The sequence below is a fragment of the Psychrobacter sp. 2Y5 genome (assembly GCF_051847375.1).
Classification (GTDB): domain Bacteria; phylum Pseudomonadota; class Gammaproteobacteria; order Pseudomonadales; family Moraxellaceae; genus Psychrobacter.
Map to the genome: position 1 here is coordinate 1 of NZ_JBPYDA010000008.1, position 24216 is coordinate 24216.

Below are 24216 nucleotides of genomic sequence, written 5' to 3' on the forward strand. Positions count from 1 at the left end.
CGGCGGTTCGAATCCGTCATCACCCACCACTTATTAGCAAGTGGGTCTTTTATAAAGACAAAATGCTAGACGACCTAAGCAGCGGTAGTTCAGTTGGTTAGAATACCGGCCTGTCACGCCGGGGGTCGCGGGTTCGAGTCCCGTCCGCTGCGCCATATTTAAAACGAATTTAAACGGTTAAGTTTAAGCAAGTTTCGCCTCAAGTATTAGTTTACTTGGGGTTTTTTTGTTTTTAAGTTTTAATGCATTATGAACGAGGCGTACTCATTATAATAGGGTCACTTCTTCTATTACACTAAGTATCGGACATTAACGGTATTAGTGAATCAATATTTTTCTCAGAATTTTACTATCAATACCTTAAAATATTTTTTTAAAATAATTAGCCCTATTTCATCTTAGCCAATAGTGACTCACCTATTTTTGAGTAATCAGCAGCGCAAAATAAAGCTGCTCACGTCGCAACCATTGGCTAGTCTTTTTATATGACAATCAAAACATGTGATAAGTATAATCACATGTCAAGGAAACGCTATGGCTTTTCGCCCCCCGTTAAAACAGTTACATATCAAGACTCAAGATACAGGGTTTTTTGAGGGTCTCAATCGCTTTGTGGTTTTGACCGCTCTAATATTAGTGACTTTAGTAGTGGCTTGGATATTAAGTGATATCGAGCGCTCTGGTATTACGCTCAGCGCTATAAAAAACTGGTCTTATGCCAATCTCAATGGTTATTACACTTACGCTATCGCCTTTTATATTATTGTCTGTTTAACCGTCATACTTTGGCCCTCATTTGGGCGTACTAAACTTGGCAATGATCCCAAGGGTAAGCCTGAATTTTCAAACTTTTCATGGTTTTCGATGATTTTTGGTGCCGGTATCGGTATTGGGGTATTGACTTATAGTGCTGCCGAGCCGCTTTGGCATCTAGCCAGTAACCCTGAGACTATCATGTCAAAAGATCTAATTATGGCTGCGCTAAATAGTAATAACATCAAGCTATCTGAAGGGGCGGATGTCTTTGCTGTTTATCAAGAGCAAATTGCGGCCAACACGATAGCGCCTATTGAGGGCGTAGTGATGCCGAGAAGCGCGGAGGCCTTAACAGCCGCTTATCGCTATTCTTTTTTGCATTGGGGCGTTGCTGCTTGGGCGACTTATAGTTTAGTGGGTATCTGTTTGGCGTTTTTTAGTTACGCCCGTGGCTTACCACTAACGATGCGCTCTGCTCTCACGCCACTATTTGGCAAGCATTTAGAGGGCAAGCTTGGCGATATCATCGATATCTCGGCGGTGATTGCCACTATCTTTGGTATCTCGCAAACCATTGGCGTTGGGCTCAGCACCTTTGCGTCAGGCTTGTACAGCATTACCGGAGCGGAGTGGCTAGTGACTAGCACAGTCAGCCCAGAGCCCACGACTGGCGCGTTATTGCTGTCTTTATTTATAGTCATGTGTTTATCGACTGCCTCGGCTCTATCGGGAGTGGGACGCGGGGTAAAATGGCTCAGTAATATAAACATGGTATTGTCTATCCTACTACTGGCTTTCTTTTTGATCTTCGGTGCGACGATGTTTGCCTTAGAAATGCTCGGTAAAGGTATTTTTAACTATATCGTCAACCTACCGGCGATGATGTTTACGGTTTGGGATCCAAGTACAGAGCTTGGCGGTTGGCAAACCAGCTGGTCTATTTTTTATTGGGCGTGGTGGATTGCTTTTGCCCCATTCGTTGGTATGTTCTTAGCGCGTATCTCCAAAAACCGTACCATTCGTGAGTTTGGCTTGATAGGTATCGTGGCCCCTAGCCTGACGCTATTTATTTGGTTCTCTTTAATCGGTGGTACGGGTATCGATTTGGAGCTAAGCGGTATCGCAGGAGGTCAGATATTCGACTCAGGCGTAACCGCACAACTGTTTGAGATCATCGGCTTTATGCTACAGCCGGCTATGGCTATTGGCGTTTCTGCTATGGTAGTGGTACTACTACTCACTTATTTGGTTACCTCAGCGGATTCTGCGATATTAGTCGTCAATATTATCAATGCGGCAGGTAAAATCAAAGTCAAGAATAGAGCCAAGCACATACTGATATGGATTGTCGCCCTGACCGCAGTGATTGCCGCACTGCTTCTTGCAGGCGGACTAGATGCCATTACTTCTGCCATGATTATTGCGGCTGTGCCCTTCTCTTTTATTATTATCTTAATGGCGATTAGCTTATTAAAAGCGCTTATTGTCGATCTCATACAAGCGCGTAAGTCCTAAAGCCTTGGATCTAACAATATCGAATTTAAGCTCTTCTGACCCCAAGTAGTGATCTACTTGGGGTTTTTGCTCTTATTTAATGGGCTATCTTTTAATCCATTCTTTTTTTAAGCCCACCTTTCTTTCAAGCTACCTTTTGACTCCTCCCTAGTTCAACATTTTGCATCCCCTTAATTACCTCAGTACAGCTGAATATTTTCATCATTCTTTTTAAAGAATAATTAAATCTCTTTACTATCACTAAAGCCTCTGTCTTGTTTACAAAAAAATAAAGCTGACCATTTGGTCAGTTATTCTTTATAAATCATAAACTTAGCAATCGACCTCTTCTTTAATTATCTATATGTCTGATTTCATTCGTTAATTTAGTATTGTCAGCACCTTTAGAACGTGATTAACTGTTTCAGATTGTTAACAAACATTGCAACGAGTAACTCAATAATCTTTTAACTGGCTGCTATTTAAAGTACTGCCGTCTTTAGCATTTGCAGCAATTATCAGTATTCTTCGCCGCTATTAACCAACGGCTTGTCATGATTATTAGCCGTTATGGCAAAACAAAAACTTCGTTCCTAAAGCTAAAGACTAGCTTTTTTATTGAATAATTTTTGTACATTGAAGCAGCTCACGATAGGCAAAAATGACACCCAACGACTGTACATAAAGGAGTATTACTGTGCGTTATCACACCTCAATCAAACTACCTTCTGTGGCCCAACTCAAAAAGCCTCGCTTAAATGTTAAGCGCTCTGTTGCCAAGCCTTTAACCACTGTTCTCATCGCAGTGATGGCTCTAGCAGGTATGAGCCACTCACAAGCCAAGGTATTATTCTCAGATACAAGCGTCTCACTGCTGTACGGCGAGGATTACGAGTTGGCAAAAGATGGCGAGCTGACCACGCTCACTCTTGAGCATGCTTCCACGCATACTTGGGGCGGGGTGTTCTTCTTTGTTGATCGCCTGCAAGGCGCTAGCGATAACGAGAAAAGCCGAGCCAAAGATATCTACGGCGAGCTGGCTCCTAAGTTCAAAGTGGCGACCTTTGATGATAGCTATATCAAGCAAGTCAACTTCGCCGCTCAATATGAGTTTGGTTCCAACTCCAGCGGCTTTAGCCAAGACAACTATATGGTTGGGGTCGGTGCTGATTTGGACGTACCTATCCCAGGTATGAAATATGCTTCTGCCTCCTTATATCACGTCTTTAACAACAACTCTGGCCCTAATGACGCCGATGATCAGCAGATTACTTTGACTTATGGCTGGGAGAAAAACAACTTCGTCATCGATGGCTATGTTGATTACTCCTTCAACAATGATGACTTAGAAGATCAGCTACATATCAATCCGCAGATTAAGTACAACTTACAACAAGCACTAGGCATCGATAATCGTATCGAAGTCGGTATAGAGTACAGTTATTGGAGAAATAAATTCGGTCTAGATGGCGTCAATCAGAGCGTTCCTAGTGCCTTAGTAAAAGTGCATTTCTAAGTCCCAGTATGGTTAATTGAAAATAAAACTGTCATAAATTGAAAGGCGCTACTGGTATAAATTTTCCTTGCGTGCTGCTGACACAGAGGCTGCGCAAAATCCATCTCTGTAGCGCTACAACATTTTTATATTGAATCTACTCTAGTACTATTTAAATAATGTTAGATAACGTCTACTCCTCATTCAAGCCTTATGGTCGAATGAGGGTTTTTTATGATTACAATCTCATAAAATAAGTAAAATTCTGAATCTCGATGCTTATCGTTGTAGAATACTAAGTGTAGCGAGCAGCTAATATCTAACGCAAATACTAAGTGTGTGTTTCGCTTTGAATGACTATAAACCACTCCTAAAAATGGACTTTCTATGACTCACAATCTCCCTAAAGCCTCGCTAGGCTACTTCCCTACGCCCTTGATCGAATTGACACGCTTAAGCGCAAAGCTTGGCGGCCCAAAAATCTATATGAAGCGCGATGATAATACCGGACTGGCACTCGGCGGTAATAAAACCCGTAAGCTTGAATACATCATGGGTGATGCCTTAGCTAAAGGCGCGGATACCGTGATTACCGCAGGCGCTATTCAGTCCAATCATTGCCGGCAAACTGCTGGCGCTGCGGCAAGTTTAGGGCTTGAGTGCCATCTGGTATTGGGCGGCGAAGAGCCTACTCAGCCACAAGGTAATTTACTGCTTGATAAGGTATATGGTTGTCATATCCACTGGGCAGGCGAAAACCGTAAAGGTGAAGATATCCCAGCCCTCGTTGAACAATTAAAAGCTGAGGGTAAAAAACCCTATATCATTCCCTATGGCGGCTCCAACGAGCTTGGTGCTGTGGCCTTTATTGAGGCTTATAAAGAGTTAGACTCTCAGCGTAGAGACTTGAATGTAACCTTTACTCACATTATCTTTGCTTCTAGCTCTGGCGCGACTCACGCTGGCTTAATTATTGGTAATAAAATTTTAGAGACGAATTGTCAGCTAGTCGGTATTAATATTGATAAGGGTGAAATGGACAAAGTGCCGTTTGATGAGCGTATTATTAGCTTAGCCAATAGCACTGCTCAGTTGATTGAAGCCGATTATCAGTTTACTGCAAACGATCTGATACTCAACTCTAACTATGTCGGCGACGGGTACGGCGTGATTGGCGAGCTTGAAAATGAAGCCATCGCAATGACTGCGCAAAACGAAGGCATCTTGTTAGATCCGGTTTACACGGGACGAGCTATGGGCGGACTCATTGACATGATACGTACAGGGCAAATCAAGTCAGAGGATACTGTGTTGTTCTGGCATACCGGCGGCGCGCCTGCGTTATTTGCCTACGCAGAGGATTTAGATATACGTTAACGAAACTAGCACAGCGGATAAAACCTTTTAAATTGAAAAAACAGCAATGGGCTAGTATCTTCTTTGCTTAATAACTGGATTTTTTAAACAACTCTATTTTAAAGGTTTTTCATGGGTCAGATCAGTGACTGGATACTCTCTATCATGGCGAAGTTTGGCTATTTTGGCATTATCTTCGCTATGTTTGCCGAAAACGTCTTTCCGCCTATTCCCTCAGAAGTCATCATGCCCGCTGCTGGTTTTGCCGCGTCCAACGGCGAGCTTAACCTCATACTCGCGATACTAGCAGGGACACTTGGCGCGGTACTTGGCGCTTTACCGCTATACTATCTAGGCCGGGTGTTTAATGAAGAACGCTTAATATCTTTTACCGAAAAATACGGCAAATTTGTTTTTGTAAAACCTGACGATATCAAAGCCACTAATGAGTGGTTCGATAAACATGGCAAAAAAGCGGTATTTTTTGGGCGTATGGTACCTGGTATTCGCTCGTTTATCTCTATTCCTGCAGGCATGAATAACATGTCGATGCTGCCCTTTTTGGGACTCTCTGCACTTGGCGCCAGCATTTGGACAACTGGGCTGACGCTCGCAGGTTACTACTTAGGTCAGAACTACGAGGTGATTGAATCGACACTCGCTCCTTACTCGACAGGGATTGGCATTATAATCGTGGTGCTTATTATTGGCTGGTTCGTTAAGCGTCGTTTATCTAATAAACACTAAAGCCAATAGAAGCTAAATGCTGACGCTTTAGCCTATTTATCAATAGCGTCTAAGCCTAAGCGCATCCATTCTATAGCTTGCTCTTGATGTTCCGTCATAGCGTTCCAAATACCATCTTCACTAAAGATAGAATAGGCCTCACCAGAGTGCTCAATGGTGACATCAGCCTCACGATCTTGCATCCACTGCGGGCTTAGATAATAGGCCTGTATCTCAGATAGCAACGCCTCCGCCTCCCTCCACTCTTGCTGCGCTTGTAGTAATTTTGACTGTAGAGCAGACCAACGCTCAAATTTTTGTTGTATATCCTGTGGATCGACAGTGTCAGTCATAATATAACTCCTATTTATAATTGAAATTTAAAAAATTACCCGAATTAGCTAATAACTTGTCTTTATACTGCTTTTTGCCAATGATAACTTCAAGCAAATAGTCCGCTAAAACTATAAGACTTTAGCGGACTGTTTTATAAAGATCATCGAAGCAAAATTAGCATTTAACCAACGGTTTGCTCGCGGTTATGCGGCTCATTAAAATCGATAACAGGGCCAAGCGGTACGATCTCAGTCGGATTAACATTATCATGGCTGGTATAATAATGCGCCTTGATATGCTCCATATTGACCGTTTCGCTAATACCTGGCATCTGGTACAGCTCTTTTAGATAATTCCAAAGGTTAGGATAATCAACAATACGGCGAATGTTGCATTTAAAATGACCGACATAAACGGCATCAAATCTTACCAAAGTAGTAAATAGTCGCCAATCGGCTTCAGTGACGCTATCGCCTACGAGATAACGACTCTTTGCCAGACGCGCCTCTAACTTATCTAAACCATCAAACAGTTCAATGACTGCTTCTTCATAAGCTTGCTGAGTAGTTGCAAAACCTGTTTTGTAGACACCATTATTGACGGCTGAATAAACAAACTCGTTAACCTCATCGATCTCGTCTTTCAAGTCTTCTGGTAGCAAATCAAGCGATTTTGCCCCTACCTCGTCAAACGCCGAATTGAACATACGAATGATCTCAGAGGATTCGTTGCTGACGATAGTGTTGGTCTTTTTATCCCACAGCACAGGCACCGTCACGCGGCCGGTGTAATCAGGTTTCGCCGCTGTATAAACCTCATGCATATAGTCAGCATGATGGATTGGATCCTGAATAACGCCTGCGCCCTCTTTAAAAGTCCAGCCATAATCGCGCATAAAAGGATGCACGACGGACAGCGATATCATGTCCTCAAGCCCTTTAAGCTTACGATATATTGTAGTGCGATGCGCCCAAGGACAAGCTAAGGAGACGTATAAATGATAACGATTTGGCTCGGCTTTAAAACCACCTTTTCCCGTTGGCCCTGCACTACCATCGGCGGTTACCCAATTGCGAAAACCGGACTCTTCGCGTTTGAAGCGCCCACCAGTAGCGTCCGTATCATACCACTGGTCCTTCCATTGTCCTTCTACTAATAATCCCATTATATTTTCCTCTTAAAAGCTATCTATTGACTGAACTGTCATCAAAGTAAACTGTCGTCTAAGTAAAGAGTAACATCAATCAACCACCGCCATTGTTCATAATTAGCTAACTTTTTATACTGCCTACAATAACAATATGATGAATATCAATTGCTATCAGCGACTAGCCTTTAGAAAAACGTCTTCGCAAAGGTCTCTTTCAGGCTCTTAGGCTCACGGCGCTTGACGTCATTGAGCTGATGGCGCGTCTCTGACGCTATTTGATAAGCCTTGAGGCGTGACTGCTGCAAATTACCGATAGGACGGTTCTCTTTTAGGCAGCGAAATGGCGTAAAGGATAGGTTTTCCATAATCTCAAAGTGACCATCGTCGGGAACGTCTTGGCAAGGAATCGTTAAGCGAGCCACAGTAACGAAAGGCGCATCCGACTCTTTCCATTCAGTAGTAATCTCTTCGATCGGCTGTTTTTTTAGGTTGCGGCACAGCTGAATCTGTATATCAAACTGGTAATCGTGCTCGCGTATTTCCTCTAAGATAAGCGGACGAATCGCCTCTTCACGCGCCTCAACATCGACTTCACGGCGAGTGACCTTTTTATCTGACTCAGCCGTCGGTGTGACTCTAATTTTTGCCATGGAGTCACCGTGACGCACCACGCCTTGTGAATGAAAATCGTATAGCAAAGTATTTTTGGGCTCAATAGTGGTAAAACCAATCACTGCTTTAAAGGTTTTGATAGACTCTTTAGTGGGCAATCTTGAGCCATAATTGGTCAACCAATTAAAAGCTAATTTCCCTTTACCAATAGCGCCATTTTCCGTGTATTTTGGCAGGTCTAAAAACAGACGCGAGAGATAAGTGTATTCTTGGATTCTATTGCAGAAAAACACCGGATTGTTAATAAAGTTAAAATCAAAAGTGGTGCTATCTTCTTCGCCTGGTGCTAGCTTTTCGCCCGGCACATCAAAAACCTTAATCGCAAGACCTTGCGCAAAACCAAGCTTACGATCAGCGAAAACTCGTGAGGAGCCATTAGAGAAGCGAATTACGGAATCATGAATGCCTGCTTTAGCGTACAAGCCTTGCGCATACTCTTTAGGGATATTATCCAAAATCTCAAACTTAGCTTTTAATGCGCAGTAGCCTTTGGCATGGGCATCACGAGTGTGATAATCAACATTACTGGCTTTATCACTACGAGCGATATAGCTTTTGATATCGTCAATAATGGTGCGTATGTTACGCTCGTCATCGCTGCTAAGCTCGATATACTTTGGATCGTAGGGGACGTATTTTGGCTTAAATAATTTTTTTAGCATAGCGTTTCCTGAGTTTTATTGTTTATGAAAGATTCATTAAAAATTAAGACAACTCACTAATCCATTTAAGCGCTGATAAGCTTGGAATAAATAAATACTCGCCGCCATATAAAGTGTTAAAAGTTTCTATACCATGATAACGCTTACGCATAGGTTCAGCAGGCACGGTAAATTTATCGGCATCGCTGTCTTTGTCACTATGATGTAGGCCGACCATCGGGTCTTTTTCTTCGCCTAAGCTCATAAAGTTGCCGTCGTTTATCCACTGCGATTGCAAGAACTCAACCGTCTCCATCGCATGAGCATTAATCCCAATAAAGAATAGACCGCGCTCTCTGCCGTCGTCCTCAGTCACATCAGATGGCAAAACGTCACCAAATCCCACGCTGCGCCTAACAATACGGTGAATACGCACATCTGATAAGATAAAGTCTTTACTATCACGAGGGTTCATACGTCTGACATGAGCGCCAAACGGGCACTTCTTACCGTAAGGATCATCTTTATAGCCAAAATCGTTGTTACGACCTGGATCATCGCCCAACTCCTTGTCATCCTTATCAGGAGATAACATCAGCGGTGCGCCGGAGCGCCAGCGCCCCCACATTTTCGCGCCTAATAGCTCAGCTTCTTCCTCGCTATCGGTATTGTCTTTGCGAAATTTATTAAAAGCGGCGACATGGCTGTCATAAGCACGCAGTACCATAAACGAGCCATTTTTACCTAATATTTCAGGCTGCGGCATCGGTGCGACAGTCCCCGCTTCTCCTTCGTATCCCAGTACAAACTCGCCGGCGGCAATTGGCTCGCCATCGCGGCTAGGCGGCGTCTGGATACCGCTACCTTGAATCTCAGGATTACTAATGCCATCGCGGTAACCAAAGACGTTTTTGACATTATCGTCCGAACCAAAGTCATGCTCCATCAAGATCTCAATATCGCCATCGGCAGGTTTATCGTAATTGATATGATCTTTGATGGTTTCTTTTAGCTCTTTGAATTTGGCATGCCATTTCTCTTTACTATCAGCGATAACGGCAGCGCCAATATGAATATCACCTTTGTCTCCAAAAGGCGCCATCCAGTTATCGGGAGCATTGATATCGAAGTCGCGTAATTTATCAGCGCGCTTCGCCATGCCTGCTTTAAATGATTCAGGGAAGCTATCAAGCGAGGACTGCGGCACGCCTAGCGCCTTTAGACCCTCATAAGTCATGACGATAGAGAGGGTTGCCTGCATGTCTTTATGCCACTCTTTGCTGCCCGTCACATCAGATAACACTTGCGCTAGCATCTGCCGTCCCACTTTGGCGTTATTGACCTTAAAAGCGATGATGGTTCCGTAATAAGGCGTCGGACGTTCGCGCAAGATGATGGACTGGATGTCTTCTAATTGCATAGTGACTAGGTTTGGATTGAAGACGCCGCGCGCCTTGCGACTCACCAGCTCTATACCATCGCCAACCTCTGCTTTGACGCCTTTGAGCCAAGTCTCAAAATCACCATTTTCGATACGATTGCCAAACTCGTCTTTTAAGTCCTGCAATTTATCAGTCAATCCTGATAACGGTTTATTGTTGTTATTATTGTTCATGTCTAAGCCTACTATTTGAATATTTCTTATTTATTTAATTTTAAAATTCAAAATTAATTCGCTTGTGCTTCATCTAGTGCTTTATTAACTCCTTTTACAATACGCTCATTACGGCGTATATCTTGTACGGTAAGATGCGGCACACCAACATACCAACCTGCAGCAGTGATTTGGTGGTCTAATATAAATTGCTTGACGCTAGGATCTTTGATACCGGGCCAACCTTTGACGTTACCGAATAAGATATCCATCAGCTCAGGAATTTTGGTAGCGAAATCATCAATATAAGGGTCCCAATCACCATCATAAGCGGTACAGAACAGCACTCTTGTATCGTCATCTATAAATACGAAGCGCAAGTCATGTAAAGTGCCTACGCGCGTCGCTCCTTTAAGATTGCCGCCTGCGATTTTTAGGATTTCTTTTAAGCGCTCAGCGCCGCCTTCTTTTAACGGCGCAATAACGGTCAACTCTGATACTTTGCCTGATCTCAAGCCTTTCTCGCCTGCCGTAGTCGTTGAATGGTCATAGCCATCATCGCCGCCCTCTTTTAGATTGGCGACTAGCAATTCTGCTCGCAGCTTAAAAGCATCTAACGATTCGGTAAATTTGTCTTTTAGGTCTTCTGAATTATTGTTTTGTGGTTTGTTGTGATTATCATTACTCATATTATTTTCCTTTTTTAATTATTTATCGAGACCCTCATTTTATGATTGTCTGAGTAAACGCTATCCAATCTGTAAGCGATATTAAGTTAAGCCATTTTCAAATCATTTTGATGCTACAAAATATAGCTCGAACCTTATGGGTCTTACCTTAGCAAAAACCCCTTATCTAAATCCAACTTAGTAAGCGAATTCAACAAATAACAACACAAAACTCCAAACCTTATTGCTAGTTATATAGCTAATCCTAAATAAAAAGAGTACAACTACAGTAGCACTGTATTTATTTTATAGTGGATTAGCTATATAGAGAGTAATGCTAATTCTAATATTCTTACTATCCACCATACTTCTCAGTACTCATATTAGTATTTGCGAAAACCCATAAAGACTATAGCAGACGATAAAGAGGTTAATTCGGACGTTAAACACTTAATACATAACACTTTTTTACCTAAATTACCCAACGTTACACTTAGGCTATTTTTGCCACACTTTTCGCCTAATCCCCCTTATCAAACCATATTATTATGAGCTTCTATCTAAGCATTAGCTTGTTTGCTGCATTACTGACTTATGCTTAAGACTATAAAAATAAATTAAAACTCTAATTCTCTACGACTGACACTATTAGCCACAAATTACCTGAATGCTCAAGGATAGAACATGACCGTGAATAAAGTGACTACTTTTACGCCTAACTTAAATAATCAGCATAGCCCTAACTCTAGTAGTGCAAGTTTAGACAGTGATAACGATACCGTTAGTCTAAGCTTTCAGATTATGACCCGCGCTGAGCCTTTAGAAGTGGTCGTAGCGACTATTGAGTCTCTGCTAGCGATAAAATCGGCTGATGATGAGGTTTTGGTTATTGATAATAACCACACTAATAAAGCCTTGTATGAACCTTTAGCTGCCTACTGCACAAGCTTAGCTAGCAGACTAAAAGTGCGTTTTTATCACGTGGATAAAGTGGATAACTTTAAGTCGGGAGCGCTGAATTTAGCTTTACAATGGATGGATAAGCGTTGTAGCCATATCGTGGTGGTTGATAGTGACTATCAGGCGTTGTCTCACGCAAGAGTGGCTATCACTGATGCTATCAAATATCATCCTGAGCATGCACTATTGCAGTTCCCGCAGTTTTATCGCGATAAAGGTCTTGTCGATGTGCATAGCGAACTCAATCATTATTTTAACTACCATCTGTACCGTCCTTTCAATCGTCAGCGCGCATTATCGACAGGTACATTTGCGGTAATTCGTAAGCAGGCGCTTACCCAGTTAGGCGGTTGGTCTGGCGCCTCTATTACTGAAGATGCACAGATGGGCGTCTTAATGCATAGGCAAGGTCTAAAAAGTGAGTTTATTCCTAAAGTGATAGCGACGGGTTTATTGCCGACTACTTTGCCTGATCTTATTTGCCAAAGACAGCGCTGGATCTACGGCAATATGCAAGTGCTGACTTCTTATTTTGCTAGGGATGAGCAAAGATTAATAGCGGATAAATTGCCTTTTAAAGCTCAGCAAAAATCTGAACGCTTATCTTATATTAGAGCGCATCTCTCGCAGCTTAGCGCTTGGGTGAACTTCACCGGAGTATTTATTCTATTGCAGCTGACGTGTGTGCTAATAATTACTGGTGCTTTGGTGCTAAATATTGAGGCTAATATGCAACCGTTATTAGCGCCGCTCTACGCAGTTTACGCAAGCTATGCGCTATTTTTAGCTAGACGTTTTTGGGCTTATAGCCAGGATAGCTCACCCCTTAATCAGCAAGTGCATCACTCTAAACATGCTAGTAACAATGCTAATTCGCCATTGCAGAAACTTAAACAGTTAAAAAGACAAACGCGAGCTTGGCTGCTGCACCTAAACTTTTGGGAGTTTGGCGCTCTATCGTGGATGCCAGTGCTATGGGGTCGTGACAAGCCTTTTATTTGTACCCCGAAACAAGCGCTTAGTAGCAGCACTCGCTCGACTTTTATAGCCAATATTAAGGCGCTACCTAAGTTGTTGTTAGTCCTTAATTTAATAACTCTGCTGCTGGTGTCGCCTTTATCTAGCCTCTATTCGCCTGTGTTATTTACAGCCGCTTTAGCTATCTGTTTGATAAAAGTATTAGCCGCAAGCGTGGTACTACAGAACTATCGCTATCAACAGTTAGAGGCGCAGGTTATCAATTTTAAGCCGCGTAGTCGTCCTAAAAGCGCTATCAAGCTAAATAAAACAGCACTCTCATTATCGAAAGTAAACTCTATTAATCCGCGCACTATGAGCAACCCTTATAAAGATAATAAAGCGGCCAATTCTTAATTAGGTTTGCCTTGAAAAAAGCGACTATTTTTATTTAAGCCTTTTTTAAGCTGACAGCTATCACCTTTTAACTTTATAACTACTTGCACTTAATGGAACGCTTTATGTCACTGACAAATCCACAGCCTTCAATAGAAAAAACCTGCGCAGACAGTAGCGAAGCGCCTCTAAAGATCGCTATTATTGCTCATTCGCTGTATCCGATTGCGCAGCCTTATGCAGGCGGACTTGAGATGATTACTCAGTTGCTATGTGATGAGCTAGTGGCGCGCGGTCATCAGGTTTTGCTCTATGCCCATGAGGACAGTCAAACACAAGCAACCCTAGTGCCTCTAATGACTCGCAAACAATTTGATGCTCTAGTTTATGATAATGAGCATGATTCTGTTGGTATGAGCCGTGAGGATATGTATCAGTATTTAGTTTATCAGCAAGCGCTCGGCGATATCATCGCCAGAGATAATCGTGGTGAGATTGATATCGTCCATAACCATAGTCTTTATCATGTGCCGATGCTAACGGGACAGGTATTTGGCAAGCGCTGTTTTACTACTTTTCATACGCCTATTTTTCCGCATATTCGCTTGGCGCTGCTAACCTTGCAACAAGGAACCACTACTCAATTTACCGCAATCAGCGCTCATCAGCAGCAGCTATTTGCTGAGTTTGTACCGTCCCATGTGGTCTATAACGGTATCGATGTCGACTCTTTTAGCGCCAATATTGAGCCGGTTAATGAGGAGGTTTATTTTTGGTATGGGCGTATTTGTCCCGAAAAAGGCACGCATCTAGCTATGCAATATTGTCAGGCAGCAGGTAAGCGTTTAATTATCGCAGGCCCTGAGAGTAATCAACAATACTTTGATAATCAGGTCGCGCCACTACTAGCCGCTGATGCCAATAAAGCGGATAACGAAAGGCTATTTACTTACGTCGGTCACTTAAGCAAAGAGCAAATCAACGACTATCTCTGCCAAGCAACCGCTATGCTATTTACGAGCACTTGGGATGAGCCTTACGGTTTGACCTTAGCGGAAAGCTTAGCGTGTGGAACGCCAGTAATAGGCTTCGATGTAGGCGCTGGCGCTGAGATTATCACTGAGAAGACAGGCATCATTGTCCCTAAGTGTGATGAGCAAGCCTTTGTAGCAGCTTTTGATGGCATCAAAACGATCTCAAGAAAAGCTTGTCGCGCGCGTGCTGAGCAGTTTTGTTCGGTAGTGGCAATGGTCGACGGTTATGTTGATTTATATAAGCAGGCTTTATTGTCAGAAACGCCAACAGCGGCTGCTATATCCAAGGCTAGTGACTTCAATTTTGACGCTCAGCCTCTACAAAGTAATGGTCATAACAGTAAGCAAAAGGCCATTTAGTCTTAACTTTTACTCTAAACCTTTTATAACTTATTTTCGGAAATCCGGTTATGCGCATTGGCTATTATGCTCACCATCATGGCTCAGGTCATTGCCGGCAAGCAGATAAATTGGCGGCTCTCTTACCTGCAAGCTCATGCAAAAACTTTATCGTCTTTACTAGCTTAGCGCTTGATGCCTACGCATTTAATACTGTAGCTAAAAGTCAAATTGTTCGTCTTAACCCAGAGGATGAACGAGAGGACGATGTTCTGCTAGGCCGTGCAGGCCAACATTGGCAGCCTGCCAGTTTGCACTACTCGCCGGTGGGTAATAGCGATATTCAAACTCGTAGCTGGCAAATTTTAAATGCTATTCAAGAGCATGATATTGATCTAATGATTATCGACGTCAGTGTCGAAGTCGCTATGCTGTGTCGCGCTGCTAGCGTGCCCTATCTCTACGTCAGGCTTGCTGGTATTCGCGATGATACGCCGCATCTTAACGCTTTTGCAGGAGCACTTGGCCTGCTTGCGCCCTACCCTAAAACTTTAGAAGCCGCTGAAACTAACGACTGGCTTAAACAGAAAACCTTATACTTAGATTTTTTGCCTGATAAGAATTCTAAGTCTATCTCCTATAATGAATTTATAGCTTCGTTCGCTAATTTGACAGATGATAATGAACGAAATAAAGTGAGTTCTAAATTAACTCGACAATTTAATATTAGTGAAAATAGCAAACAAAAACCAAAAATTATCACAGTGATTAAAGGTTATGGCGGCCACGAGGCGATTGATGCTAAGTTACCTGAGTTACGTGCTATGCAACTTAAAGCCTTAATTATATCGCTCGGACCAATCGCTGACGATAAACGCGCTTATGTCGATATCGCCACCCAAGTAGTCGACGTTTCGCCTTTTCTCATGCACAGCGATCTGTTGATAATGGCTTGTGGCTTAAATGGTATCGCGCAAGCTTATCATCACGAGACGCCATTAGTGGTATTGCCAGACGAAAGGCCGCATCGTGAGCAAGAAGTGATGGCTGCAGCTTTGATTGCACAAGGGCGAGCATTGAGTTGGCAGCAATTTGTTGAGCAATCTAACAGCACTCAAAATACTGACAGTTTACTCACCTTATCTGCTAAACCGGACATTTATCAAACTCGTAACAACCTAAATATAAAAATAGCGGCCCAAGCTTTAATGGATAGCTTTATTGACTATACGGCTACCAAATCCTGGTTTGAGAAGTGGTTGTTACCGCAACTAAATCTGACACCTGAGCGTATAAATAATAAGAATAAACTATGAATCCTACAACCGAAACCCAGTACAAAACTATCGATATCAGTGTGATCACTACTTGCTATGGTCGTAATCGCCATCTTTACAATCTTCTGAGTAGTTTAGCCAATAGTAGCGTGCGCCCAAGCGAGGTCATTATCGTCAATGATGACGCTGACCCTAAACGCTTAGCTCAGTATCCGCTCAATATCGTGCAAATTCCGACTTCTAAAAGCCAGTTAGTAGCAAGTATTGAAAATAATGAGGTCAGTAATAAGGTTAGTAATGAAGTCAGTAATAGAGGCAGTAAAACAGGCTTTGATATTGGCCGTAACCGCAATCTTGGTGCAGCAAAAGCCAGTCATGAGCAGCTGATATTTTTGGATGTCGACTGTATCGTATCGACAACTTTTATCGAGTACTTAAGCGCAAAGCTAACGGCGCATCCCGACGCCTTGCTCATGGGTCAACCGCTATATCTAACGAGGCCACTCACTGACGAGGAGTCTCTACAATCACAACAAGGTAATCTCGGTAATACTCCATTAAACGCTCTAGCGGTGACGAATCCTTATCGTCATAATCTTGTTAATCAAGCTGTCGAACAAACGAATGAAATCGAATCACAGTTAGTCGATCAAACTCAAAGCGCTTATGAGTGTACGCAAGATTACGGCGCATTTTGGAGTTTATGCTTTGCCATTACCCAAAGCCAGTTTCAACATATAGGCGGTTTTGATACTCATTATATCGGTTATGGCGCAGAAGACACGGACTTTGCTTTTATGGCGCGCGCGCTAAATATTGAGTTTTATCTCACCAGCGATGTGGTTTTTCATCAGCAGCATAGCGTCTATCGTCCGCCGCTCAATCATCTCTCAAGCATCGTTATCAATGCCAATCGCTTTTATGATAAGTGGCAGCACTGGCCCATGGGCGGCTGGCTTGCGAGCTTTACGGATATGCAGCTTATCGACTGGCAGCCTGAGCAGCAAAACTCGATTACTATCATTCGTCAGCCAACAGATAGTGAAATTGAGGCTGCGTGTTACCCTGATGCGCCTTATGTTTAAGTTTACTATTTAAATAGTATCAGTTTAACCTTGTAATGCAAAAAGCATCCTCATTAGGATGCTTTTTAGGTCTTAACCGTTTTTAAAGAGTCATTTTTAGTCTTTAAGCTTTAATCTATGCCAATAGTCACTTTTAAAAAAAGGCATGATCAGATCCGCTCACCAACCTGTCAGTGACACGGCACTACGCTGAGTGATAAAACCGTCCGGCGTTTGCCCATTAGCGGCCTGCCAGCTCTGAAAAGCCTTGCGCGTATTGGTACCGATAATGCCATCAGCGCCTTTGGTATCGTAGCCAGAGCTAGTCAAACGCCGCTGCAGATTGGTGACTTGCGAAGTAGATAACGGACGCTCGTAACGCGGCCATGACTTGCGTAAGCCACTTTGGTTCATTATGGCTTTGCCGAGCAAACTCACTCCCAAGGCATAGTTGGAGGAATTGTTATAGACTTTGATCACATCGAAGTTTGGACTCAGTAATAAGATAGGACCATCTTTACCCGCTGGTAACCACAGCTCCATTTCGGTATTGGCATCTAGATTGACATCTTCTATGGTGTCAAGACCCATTGACGCCCATCTTGCCGCTGTTTGCTTAGTGCCGACTAAAGAGTAATCGAATGAGGCGGGAAGCGTTGCTTCATAAAACGGCGCCAAACCGCGTACCCATCCGGAAGCATTTAGATAGTTCGCCGTAGAGGCTAAGGCATCCTTAGTGGACCAAGGGTTACGATGACCATTATAATCGCCATCGACGCCGAAATCTAACCAAGTCTTAGGGATAAATTGAGTCTCGCCCATACCGCCTGCCCATGAACCATCAAGCTGCGACCAAGAAATATCACCGCGCTCTAACAAGTCCGACAAGGCTAATAGCTGTTCTTCAGCAAACGGTTGGCGGCGTCCATCATAAGCGAGGCTCGCCAGCGAGCTTGGAATATAGCTGTTACCTGTGACTGCGCCAAAAGAGGACTCCATACCCCAAATGGCCGCGATGATCTCCGCATTGACGCCATAACGCGACTCGAGGCTGGATAAATAAGTGCGCTGTTCGTTAAATTTGCGCTGACCAGTACTGACCCTACCATCTGATACCGCAGAATCGGCGTAGTCCCATGGCATTTTTGAAAATTCAGCTTGGCTGGAGTCCAGTGAGATAACTTGTTGGTTTAGATTAGCTGACGCTAATAAACGCTGAATATTAGCAGGGTTTTTGCCTGCAGAGATCGCGCGCATAGTGAAATCTGACTTCCAGTCTGAGAAACTAGTATAGCTTGGTTTTGGCGCCGGCGTCACTACCTGTGGTCTGACGACTGGCTTGGGCTTAACGGTGATGGTCTGTGTTTGGGTGACTTGCACATTACCTTGACGTACAGGCTTAGCAGGTTGAGGCGCTGTCTTTTGGGTACTACAGCCTACAATCATAAGCGCAGGTAGTAAGATAGCGATGTGATGTTTTTTAAATGTCATGAGCGTCTCGAGTATTAATAACAGGTGAAATAAAGCAAATATAGAACAAGGTAGAACGAAGGCAGCAGTAGGACAGTCCATTGCCAGCTAAAAATCACTTTAGCAATAAATAATAATAAAGTCGATAATATCAGTAAATATTCTAAATTATAAAAAAGGTCGCTATCTTTGGATAACGACCTTTATACCATTACGTTTATGGTTATACTTTTGCGACAAGAAACTACCTTGCCAAATAAGCGGTCATATCCTCCACCCCATGCAAAGTCATCGGATACATGTGGTTGTCGAAGATCTGTTTTATCTCAGTGATGGTTTGGGTATAGGACCAAAACGCTGCTTCTTCTGGGTTAAGCCAAGCGACCTTATCGAAGTGCGCGAGCATACGCTTCAGCCATACTACTCCAGCTTCATTATTCATATACTCGACGCTACCGCCGACTGAAAACAGCTCATAGGGGGACATTGAGGCATCACCAACGAAAATAACACGGTACTCGCGCCCGTATTTATTAAGCAGCTCATAAGTTGGCATAGGGTTACTATGTCGGCGGTTATTATCTTCCCAAACGTAGTCGTAGAGACAGTTATGAAAGTAGAAAAACTCTAAGGTTTTAAATTCATTTTTCGCCGCTGAAAACAGCTTTTCTAAGGCTTCGACATGGATATCCATACTGCCACCGACATCGAATAGCATCAGTACTTTGACACGGTTACGACGCTCAGGCTGCATGTGAATATCGAGCACGCCCTTCTTAGCGGTGCGCTTAATGGTCTCATGGATATCGAGCTCATCCTCGCTACCGGTACGCGCAAACTGACGCAGATTACGCAAAGCCATCTGGATTTGCCGCGTGCCTAGCTGCTTATCATCATCGAGATTACGATATTTGCGCTGCTCCCAGACTTTGACCGCGCTGCCCTTACGTGACTCACCGCCGACGCGTACGCCTTCCGGATGGTCGCCATAAGCGCCAAAGGGTGAGCTACCACCAGTGCCGACCCATTTACTGCCGCCTTGATGGCGCTCTTTTTGCTCTTTAAGGCGCTCTTCAAGCGCTTTCATCAGCTCCTCTAGCGAGCCGTACTTCTTTAGCAGACGGCGTTGCTCATCGGTTAAGTTTTTGGGGTCCAGTTTTAGATCGAGCCACTCTTTAGGGATATCGGTCAGCTTGTTCATCAGCTCGTCGATATTCAAGCTATCCACGCCTTCGAAGTAATCCGCCATCGCCCGATCAAACTTATCGAAGTGACGCTCGTCTTTGACCATGCACAGTCTGATCAGCCGATACATATCTTCGCGACTGGCAAAAGTCTGCAGCTCAGAATATTCTGAATCTGCTGAACTCTCAGGATGCGGCTGCATCATCAGCCCTTTATCGAGCGCGGCATTGAGATCGAGCAGCTCACGGGTCGTAACCGGCACGCCGTAAGTCCGCAGCGTATAGAAGAGTTTTATAAACATGATTACCTCTCACTTATTGACTGGCATAGCTAGCAAAATGGCTCATACGAGTACATCGTAAACACACTACTAAGCTCGTTATTAGCGGCGCATCATATTGGCAAAGCGCTGCAATAAGTTAACATCGGCTTCATTCTTCAATAGCGCCCCATATAATGGCGGAATAGACTTCTCACCGCGCAAGTTTTCTTCTAGCTCTTCTTGCGCCATGTCGTCAGCTAGTAATAAGGTCAGCCAATCGACCAGCTCTGAAGTCGAAGGCGGCTTTTTAAGCCCTTGTAGATTGCGCAGTTTATAAAAGATGTCGAGCGCATCATTGACCAGTTTTTCTTGAATGTCAGGGAAATGCACCTCAATAATTTGGCGCATAGTTTGCTCTTCTGGGAAGTCGATGTAGTGAAAGAAGCAGCGACGCAAAAAGGCATCGGGCAACTCTTTTTCGTTGTTCGAAGTGATGATGACCACCGGACGCTGCTCAGCTGAGATGGTCTCACCCGTCTCATAGACATAAAAAGACATCTTATCTAGCTCATGCAGCAAATCATTGGGAAATTCGATGTCAGCTTTATCCACTTCATCAATGAGGAGCACACTGCGCTGCTCACTAGTAAACGCCTCCCACAGCTTACCGGGCTTGATGTAGTTGCCGATATCATAGACTTTGTCATCGCCGAGTTGCGAGTCACGCAAACGCGATACGGCATCATACTCATACAAGCCTTGCTCGGCTTTGGTCGTCGACTTGATATGCCAAGTAATCAAAGGCATACCTAAGCTTTCGGCCACTTCTTCAGCGAGTAAAGTCTTACCTGTACCCGGCTCGCCTTTTATAAGCAGTGGCTTTTGTAGAGTCATCGCCGCATTAACGGCTAGCTGTAGATCGTCGGTGGCGATATAAGTATTGGTACCGGTAAAGCTTTTTTTACTATCATTTGTCATAAAAATAGTCTCAATTATGGTGATAAATACTAGGGTTGATTCGAAGTATTAAACAGGTCAAGCGATGTAATTTATTGCTTAAGATTAGCACAGCCACTGTTAATGCCAAAATACTCATGCGTTTGTCATTTTTAGTCGATAGGTGTATTTATGCCTAAAGCTTAGTCGAGCTTGCTAAACAGTCGCTAAGCTAAACCAAAAAAAAGACACTGCTTTGTGTCTTTTACTGCTCCGTCAAAGTCAACTGACAAAACTACTGACCATCACCATCATTGTTTTTATCTACTCTCGTTGCCGCTTCATCACTCGGTTCTTTGCTGTAAAACCCTTTTACAGGCTTTTTTGTGAGGGTATCAGTCGTCGTATCGGCAGCTTTTACTTGTTGAGCCGCTAAGCTATCTGACAGAGCGTTCTGTGCGGTCTGTGCTGCTGGTACCGGCTCGCTAGGCGTTTTTTCTAAATAGTTGCCTGATGCCAATTGCATATTGGCTTCAGTATCTTCAGCACTGTTACGGCGCGCCTTATCGAGACTCGACTCAAAAGCGCCGCGAATCAGCTGCCAGACAAAACCGATAAACAAACCGACCACTAAAACCACCAAAATAGGCAGCGCACTACTAACGGCTGACGTGGTATCTTTCATCATCAGCGCGTAAACCACACCGATGCTAGCAGGCGCGATCTCGCCTTGTTCGCCAAGCGCGGTGCCTGGCGCTAACAACACTGCAAAGATAACCATCCAACTCATACCGCCGAGCGGTTTTGGCATAATGCGCGCGACCAAAATCCATAACAGCAAAACGATGACCGTACCGCCTAGATAAGCGTACATAGGTAAGTCGGCAGGTGGTACGTTTTTGACCATCTGGCTCCACCAAATCACAATCTCACCGAGAATCTCGCTGAGCTGCTCTAGTGGCAAGAAATTTAAAATACCTTTCAACCAATCCATGCTTATTCAATCACCTGCGTTTAGTGATGTCGGTGTCAAACGACGTCTAAGTTAAAACTATGTTAAAAAACTATTTTATCACGACTTGTGAATGTACAACACGTTCTAATCATACTTCTTATCTTGAGCTTCTTTTGCTCGCATCTCAGCTTGCCTGCGCATCACATCTTGTGGCGGCATTTGTACAAAATAACCTTGTGATTGCAGCTTAGCCAATACTTCCTCTTTATCGACTCTCGCCAACTTCTGAGTAGTACTAATGTCTAAATGCATCACAAACTTGCTCGTACCTAGTCCTGATCGGAAGTCTTTGGGTAACACACTGAGCCAGTCCTTAATCTCATCGGTATCATCAGGGTAATCAGGGCGTGCTATATAAACGTACATATCTGGATGTTTGGGAAATTTATAAATGTCACAATGCATAACGACTACCTATCTAAAATATTTATCAAAGTTATGGCAGTAGCCTAGCATAATTTGACTAATTATCAGTAGTGGCTTTACGTTTTATTGCGGTAAAGGTAACAGTTGATCAGCTATTTAAAGTACCGCTAAACCTAAAACAACAGCTGTAAAAGTCCGAATAACCTCTTAACTCACAGGAAAAAAGACGGTTATAAAAATTAATTTTGTTTAAACGCTTAATTAAACGGTTAGATGCCTTGTAAAACAGCGGGGAACCTTTCATAATAAAAGGGTTTTTCAGGAGAGAGTTTTGTCATTGAGACAATAGCTTGTAGCTATGGCCAACGACAAGACCACCGAAGGCGCATCCACCCTGCCAATCGCTCAGGTAAAAGGACTGAAAAACTCATGCCTAATATCGTAGCTTGATAATAGCTCGAACCGCTAATCTATTATCATGACTCACAACCGGGCATAACAAATCTGGAGAGCGGTGAAAACCTATAAAATTTCACCCACCGAAGGGGAGAAAATACGCTATTACGGCCCTATCACTACAATAGGTGATGCCGCAATAGCGTATTGAAAATCTCAGGTCACAGGACAGATAGGGCTTATATGCAATTGACACTACCAGTGTTTTTGCGTAGCTTTATTTTGTGCCACCCTTTATTGTAATGTTTGCACCTTACACTCTTGCTTCCCACTATTGTTTAAATGCTTATTCTATACTGTAGATAATTAGCTCGTTATTTAATTATTTATTTACAGTATAGATGGCCTAAACACAAGGATTTGTTATGACCGACACTACTACTCAAGCCCCTCAGCGCACCCCTCTTTATCAATCACACGTTAATAGCGACGGAAAAATAGTCGATTTTTCGGGTTGGGAATTACCTATTCATTATGGCTCACAAATCGAGGAGCACGAAGCGGTGCGTACCGATGCCGGGATGTTTGACGTCTCGCATATGGTGGTAGTTGATATCACCGGCCCAGACAGCAAAGCTTGGCTGCAAAAGCTACTAGCCAACGATGTCGATAAGTTAAAAACCGTTGGCAAAGCCCTGTACTCGCCGATGCTAAATGAGCAAGGCGGTATTATTGATGATTTAATCGTCTATCTAATAAATGCAGACGAAACTGAGTATCGTATCGTCTCCAACGCCGCTACTCGTGACAAAGATATGGTACAGTTCCATAAAGTTGCAGAAGGTTTTGACGTTACTTTAACTGAGCGCCCAGAGCTTGCCATGATCGCGGTGCAAGGTCCTAAAGCGGTTGAGAAATTAGCACAAGCCAAGCCAAGTTGGTCAGAGACATTGTCAGGTCTGAAGCCTTTCGTTGGTGCGGATTTGACTGATATCGAAGGCCAAGATTGGTTCGTTGCGCGCACAGGCTACACCGGTGAAGATGGCGTTGAAGTCATCATGCACGGTGATGACGCGCCGGCCTTTTTTGAATTATTAAAAGATAATGGCATCAAGCCTGCTGGCCTTGGCGCTCGCGATACGCTGCGTATGGAAGCGGGTATGAACCTTTATGGTCATGATATGAACGACGAGGTTAGCCCTTACGAGTGCAACATGGGCTGGACGCTGGCGCTAAAAGATGAGCGTGAGTTTGTCGGCCGCGAAGCTTTAGTCAGTAAGCGTAAGCAGGCAAAAGACAACCATACAGCGATGAAGCAAGTCGGCCTTCTCATGACCAGCCGCGGTGTGCTCCGTGAAGGTATGGAAGTGACTATCAATCAAGGCACTGACAATGAGCAAACTGGCGTAATCACTAGTGGTACATTCTCCCCTAGCCTCAAAAACTCTATCGCCATCGCCCGCGTACCTGCAAGCCTCTCAGAGGAAGATACGGTACAGATCGACTTGCGCGGTAAAGGTAAATTCGTCGATGTACGCGTGCTAAAGCTACCTTTTGTGCGTAACGGTCAGCAGCAATTCGACTAATACTGTTTGTTTTGCTAGTCCTATCACTGATAATATTACAGTCAGCTTTGGCTATCAGCTTTAACTGATTATAAAGTTTGAATTG

Annotated in this window: 19 protein-coding genes, 1 tRNA gene and 2 riboswitches; of the genes, 10 read left to right on the plus strand and 10 right to left on the minus strand. The window is 43.6% G+C overall.

What is annotated here, in order from left to right:
• The first annotated feature begins 78 nt into the window (after window positions 1-78).
• From ACS8E3_RS09140 to ACS8E3_RS09160, 5 genes are all read left to right on the plus strand, one after another.
• Window positions 79-155 (plus strand) — tRNA-Asp (locus ACS8E3_RS09140).
• 379 nt (window positions 156-534) lie between these two features.
• Window positions 535-2271 (plus strand): BCCT family transporter, encoded by a 1737-nt coding sequence (locus tag ACS8E3_RS09145; RefSeq protein WP_439243483.1) that lies wholly within the window; start codon window positions 535-537, stop codon window positions 2269-2271.
• A 676-nt stretch (window positions 2272-2947) separates the two neighbouring features.
• Window positions 2948-3766, plus strand: coding sequence for a DUF5020 family protein (locus tag ACS8E3_RS09150; protein ID WP_439243486.1), 819 nt, complete (start codon window positions 2948-2950; stop codon window positions 3764-3766).
• Between the two features lie 366 nt (window positions 3767-4132).
• Entirely contained in the window at window positions 4133-5122 is a 990-nt protein-coding gene (locus ACS8E3_RS09155) for a D-cysteine desulfhydrase family protein (RefSeq protein ID WP_439243489.1), read from the plus strand.
• 111 nt (window positions 5123-5233) lie between these two features.
• The gene (locus tag ACS8E3_RS09160; protein WP_439243492.1) at window positions 5234-5848 is read left to right on the plus strand and encodes a DedA family protein; all 615 of its coding nucleotides are present in this window, start codon (window positions 5234-5236) and stop codon (window positions 5846-5848) included.
• Between the two features lie 32 nt (window positions 5849-5880).
• Here ACS8E3_RS09160 and ACS8E3_RS09165 read toward each other — a convergent pair whose 3' ends face one another.
• The 5 genes from ACS8E3_RS09165 to ACS8E3_RS09185 form a co-directional block, all read right to left on the minus strand.
• The gene (locus ACS8E3_RS09165; RefSeq protein WP_439243495.1) at window positions 5881-6180 is read right to left on the minus strand and encodes a DUF4298 domain-containing protein; all 300 of its coding nucleotides are present in this window, start codon (window positions 6178-6180) and stop codon (window positions 5881-5883) included.
• A gap of 164 nt (window positions 6181-6344) precedes the next feature.
• The gene (locus ACS8E3_RS09170; RefSeq protein ID WP_439243498.1) at window positions 6345-7328 is read right to left on the minus strand and encodes a glutathione S-transferase family protein; all 984 of its coding nucleotides are present in this window, start codon (window positions 7326-7328) and stop codon (window positions 6345-6347) included.
• A gap of 170 nt (window positions 7329-7498) precedes the next feature.
• Window positions 7499-8647 carry a catalase family protein gene (locus ACS8E3_RS09175; RefSeq protein ID WP_439243501.1) on the minus strand — a complete coding sequence of 383 codons (1149 nt, stop codon included), beginning with the start codon at window positions 8645-8647 and terminating at the stop codon, window positions 7499-7501.
• 43 nt (window positions 8648-8690) lie between these two features.
• Entirely contained in the window at window positions 8691-10241 is a 1551-nt protein-coding gene (locus ACS8E3_RS09180) for a Dyp-type peroxidase (RefSeq protein ID WP_439243504.1), read from the minus strand.
• A gap of 53 nt (window positions 10242-10294) precedes the next feature.
• A complete protein-coding gene (locus ACS8E3_RS09185) occupies window positions 10295-10909 on the minus strand; it encodes a hypothetical protein (RefSeq protein ID WP_439243507.1) in 615 nt (204 codons plus the stop codon).
• 663 nt (window positions 10910-11572) lie between these two features.
• Here ACS8E3_RS09185 and ACS8E3_RS09190 point away from each other — a divergent pair.
• The 4 genes from ACS8E3_RS09190 (at window position 11573) to ACS8E3_RS09205 (ending at window position 16936) form a co-directional block, all read left to right on the plus strand.
• A complete protein-coding gene (locus ACS8E3_RS09190; RefSeq protein WP_439243509.1) occupies window positions 11573-13222 on the plus strand; it encodes a glycosyltransferase family 2 protein in 1650 nt (549 codons plus the stop codon).
• Between the two features lie 104 nt (window positions 13223-13326).
• On the plus strand, window positions 13327-14595 hold the full coding sequence (locus ACS8E3_RS09195; RefSeq protein WP_439243512.1) for a glycosyltransferase: 1269 nt from the start codon (window positions 13327-13329) through the stop codon (window positions 14593-14595).
• 50 nt (window positions 14596-14645) lie between these two features.
• Window positions 14646-15890, plus strand: a complete 1245-nt coding sequence (locus tag ACS8E3_RS09200) for a hypothetical protein (protein ID WP_439243515.1) — start codon at window positions 14646-14648, stop codon at window positions 15888-15890.
• Window positions 15887-16936 carry a glycosyltransferase family 2 protein gene (locus ACS8E3_RS09205; protein ID WP_439243518.1) on the plus strand — a complete coding sequence of 350 codons (1050 nt, stop codon included), beginning with the start codon at window positions 15887-15889 and terminating at the stop codon, window positions 16934-16936. The genes ACS8E3_RS09200 and ACS8E3_RS09205 overlap by 4 nt, the downstream gene beginning before the upstream one ends.
• A gap of 159 nt (window positions 16937-17095) precedes the next feature.
• Here the strand turns inward: ACS8E3_RS09205 and ACS8E3_RS09210 are convergent, their stop codons facing one another.
• From ACS8E3_RS09210 to ACS8E3_RS09230, 5 genes are all read right to left on the minus strand, one after another.
• The gene (locus tag ACS8E3_RS09210; protein ID WP_439243521.1) at window positions 17096-18406 is read right to left on the minus strand and encodes a lytic murein transglycosylase; all 1311 of its coding nucleotides are present in this window, start codon (window positions 18404-18406) and stop codon (window positions 17096-17098) included.
• Between the two features lie 223 nt (window positions 18407-18629).
• Window positions 18630-19871, minus strand: coding sequence for a vWA domain-containing protein (locus ACS8E3_RS09215; RefSeq protein ID WP_439243523.1), 1242 nt, complete (start codon window positions 19869-19871; stop codon window positions 18630-18632).
• A gap of 81 nt (window positions 19872-19952) precedes the next feature.
• The gene (locus ACS8E3_RS09220) at window positions 19953-20810 is read right to left on the minus strand and encodes an AAA family ATPase (RefSeq protein WP_439243526.1); all 858 of its coding nucleotides are present in this window, start codon (window positions 20808-20810) and stop codon (window positions 19953-19955) included.
• A 253-nt stretch (window positions 20811-21063) separates the two neighbouring features.
• Window positions 21064-21762 carry a hypothetical protein gene (locus tag ACS8E3_RS09225; RefSeq protein ID WP_439243529.1) on the minus strand — a complete coding sequence of 233 codons (699 nt, stop codon included), beginning with the start codon at window positions 21760-21762 and terminating at the stop codon, window positions 21064-21066.
• Window positions 21763-21867: 105 nt separating this feature from the next.
• Window positions 21868-22188, minus strand: coding sequence for a YcgL domain-containing protein (locus ACS8E3_RS09230; RefSeq protein WP_439243532.1), 321 nt, complete (start codon window positions 22186-22188; stop codon window positions 21868-21870).
• Window positions 22189-22458: 270 nt separating this feature from the next.
• Window positions 22459-22580, plus strand: a riboswitch (glycine riboswitch).
• Between the two features lie 63 nt (window positions 22581-22643).
• A riboswitch (glycine riboswitch) is annotated at window positions 22644-22787 on the plus strand.
• 183 nt (window positions 22788-22970) lie between these two features.
• On the opposite strand from ACS8E3_RS09230, the gene gcvT reads away from it, so the two are divergent.
• Window positions 22971-24131: a glycine cleavage system aminomethyltransferase GcvT gene (gcvT, locus tag ACS8E3_RS09235; protein ID WP_439243535.1), complete on the plus strand. Its 1161-nt coding sequence runs from the start codon at window positions 22971-22973 to the stop codon at window positions 24129-24131.
• The last annotated feature ends 85 nt before the right edge of the window (window positions 24132-24216 follow it).